General features: G+C 77.2%; 2 protein-coding genes and 1 pseudogene. All 3 read right to left on the bottom strand.

Annotation, left to right across the window (positions count from 1 at the left end; genetic code table 11):
- Positions 1-1,039 (bottom strand): M20/M25/M40 family metallo-hydrolase (locus ACTUAL_RS29240; protein ID WP_440902496.1); only part of this gene is annotated, 1,039 nt, incomplete at its 3' end.
- A gap of 1 nt (position 1,040) precedes the next feature.
- Positions 1,041-1,592, bottom strand: coding sequence for an NAD(P)H-dependent oxidoreductase (locus ACTUAL_RS29245; RefSeq protein ID WP_440902497.1), 552 nt, complete (start codon positions 1,590-1,592; stop codon positions 1,041-1,043).
- A pseudogene (locus tag ACTUAL_RS29250) lies at positions 1,573-2,369 on the bottom strand (hypothetical protein); the annotation flags it as partial. The gene ACTUAL_RS29245 and the pseudogene ACTUAL_RS29250, both read right to left, overlap by 20 nt.

The following is a 2,369-nucleotide window of genomic DNA, read 5'->3' on the forward strand; positions in this document are numbered from 1 at the left end:
CGGCCCCGGCGAGTGCGAGCGCCGTGCCCAGCACGGCCAGCACGGCCAGCGGCACGACCCTGGTGGTGTCGTGGTGGACGACGCGCCCGAACTCGGTGAAGTGCGCCGAGTCACCGACGGGCGGGGTGCGGAGGTCAGCCGAGACCAGGGCGCGAGCCAGGGCGAGCACGGTCTCGCCCTGGTGCTGGACGGTGTCCGGGTCGACGGAGTCCGCCGTGTCGTTCGCCCCGTGGTAGCGGGTCAGCTCGCGCAGGTAGGTGAGGTTGAGGCCGGAGTGGCCGTGCTCGCGCAGCACGGTGAAGTCGGTGAGGTTGGGCATGAACCGGTAGGCCTCGGTGACCACCGAGCCCGCCTGGGGGTGGGGCGCGTGCTCGGCCAGCAGGCCGATGAGCCAGCCGGAGTCCGGGCCCGTCTCGAAGGGGATGGTGGGGCCGCCTCCGCCCCTGGCCTCCACGTTCACCACGACGGCGTCCGGCGGCAGCGCGTCGGGGTCGGCGACCAGGGCCTTGGCGCCGAGGAGCCCGGCTTCCTCGGCGTCGGTGAAGACCAGGAGCAGGTCGTTGCGGTGGGCGGGGCCCTCGGCGAGCGCGCGGGCGGTTTCGAGCAGGACGGCGACCGGGACGCCCGCGTCGTTGGCTCCGGGCCCGGCCGGGGTGGAGTCGTAGTGGGTGACCAAGGCGACGGGGCGGGTGCTGTCGGCGCCGGGAACGCGGGCGACGACGTTGTGCACGCGGGCGCCCGCGTAGCGCGCGTCGCCCCCGGTGTCGGAGACGCCGAACGTGGTGGCGACCGATCCGGTGTGGACGGTGGCCGGGATTCCCAGCTCCGCGAGCCGGTCGAGCAGGTAGGCGCGGGCCTCGGCGTGCGCGGCCGAACCCGTGGGGCGCGGGGCCTTCGCGATCGCGGCGACGTGGGGCGTCGCCCTGGCGGCGGAGAACTGCCGCGCGGGCGCGTCCGGCCCGAGCGCCGGGGTGGGCGACGGTGAGCCCACCAGCAGTCCGATCACGACGATGAGCAGCGCGGTCAGTGCGGCGGGCATCTCAGACCTCGGCGGGCAGCGGGACCAGGGCGGCGGAGAGGGTGTCCGCGGCGACCGCGAGGCCTGCCAGGACGCCCGCGCCCGGCGCGCCGTCCAGGGGCAGCTCGCGGTCGTGGCCGAAGTGGCCGCGCACGACGTGGCGGGCGGCCATGGCCTGGAGCACCGGGCGCAGGGCGTAGTCGAGGGCGAGCAGGTGGGCGGGGCTTCCGCCGACCCCGACCGGCAGCACGGCCTTGTCGCGCAGGCCGTGCCGGGGCAGCTCGTCGAGGAAGACCTTGAGCAGGCCCGCGTAGGCGGCCCGGTAGATCGGGGTGACGAACACGATCCCGGCCGCGCCCTCGGCGTCGGCGAGGGCGGCGCGCAGGTCGCGGTGCCCGGTGTCGGCCAGCAGCAGGGCGGCGGCGGGCAGGTCGCGGACGCGGGTGTGCGCGGTGGGGTGGCCGCGGTGGGCCAGCAGCGCGCGGAGGTGGTCGCCGAGCCAGTCGGGGCGGGAGCGGGGGTGCGGGCTGGCGGACACGACGAGGACGCCGCCCTCAGGCCGTTTGAACGTCATGGACGCCCCTCCCCTCGAAGCGGGTCCCCCAGGCAGCCAGCTCGGGGCGGCGGGGGCGGGTGACGCCGGTGCTGGTGAGCAGGGCGAGGGTGGTGCGCTCCGGGTGGAGCCAGGTGGTGGCCTGGTCGTCGAGCTCGCGCAGCACGGAGCAGCCGGTGCGCTCGACGACGGCGGGGATGGCGGCGGGGATGGCGGCGGGCTGGGTGCGCCCGCCCGCGATGTCGGTGGCGCGGGCGGACAGCCAGGACGCGACCTCGCCGAGGCGGTCGAGGGCGGTGGCCAGAGTGGCGGTGTCGATCTCGGTGCGGCAGCGCTGGCGGGCGTGGATGCGCACCAGCGGGTGCAGCCGGTAGCGGGAGCCGCCGAGCACGTCCCCCTCCGCGACGTCGAGCAGGTGGTGGTCGACGAGGGTGTCGAGCAGGCACTGGGTCTCGTCCTCGGAGCGGTCGACCAGCGCGGCGGCGGCCCACACGGGGATGGTGGGCAGGTCGCTGGCGCCCAGCAGCAGCCAGACGGCGCGCGCGGGACCGGGCAGGGCGTCGGCCGCGGTGCCCAGTCGGGCGCCCAGGTCGAGGGTGCCGTAGGAGAGCTCGGCGACGCGGCGGCTGTCGTCGGTGAGCCGATCCGCGAAGCGGTCGATGCGGTGGGTGGGCCGGGCGTGCAGGCGGGCGCCCGCGGCCCGCACCGCCAGGGGCAGGTTCCCGCACAGCTCGACCAGGCGGCGGGCGCCCGCGGGGTGGCGGGCGGCGCGGTGCGGGCCCCCGCCCGGGGCGGGGC

This window comes from Actinosynnema sp. (genome assembly GCF_052038725.1).

What these genes read in the sequence shown, in the direction of transcription:
- ACTUAL_RS29245 (WP_440902497.1), bottom strand. Translation starts at nt 1,592, where the DNA reads ATGACGTTCAAACGGCCTGAGGGCGGCGTCCTCGTCGTGTCCGCCAGC.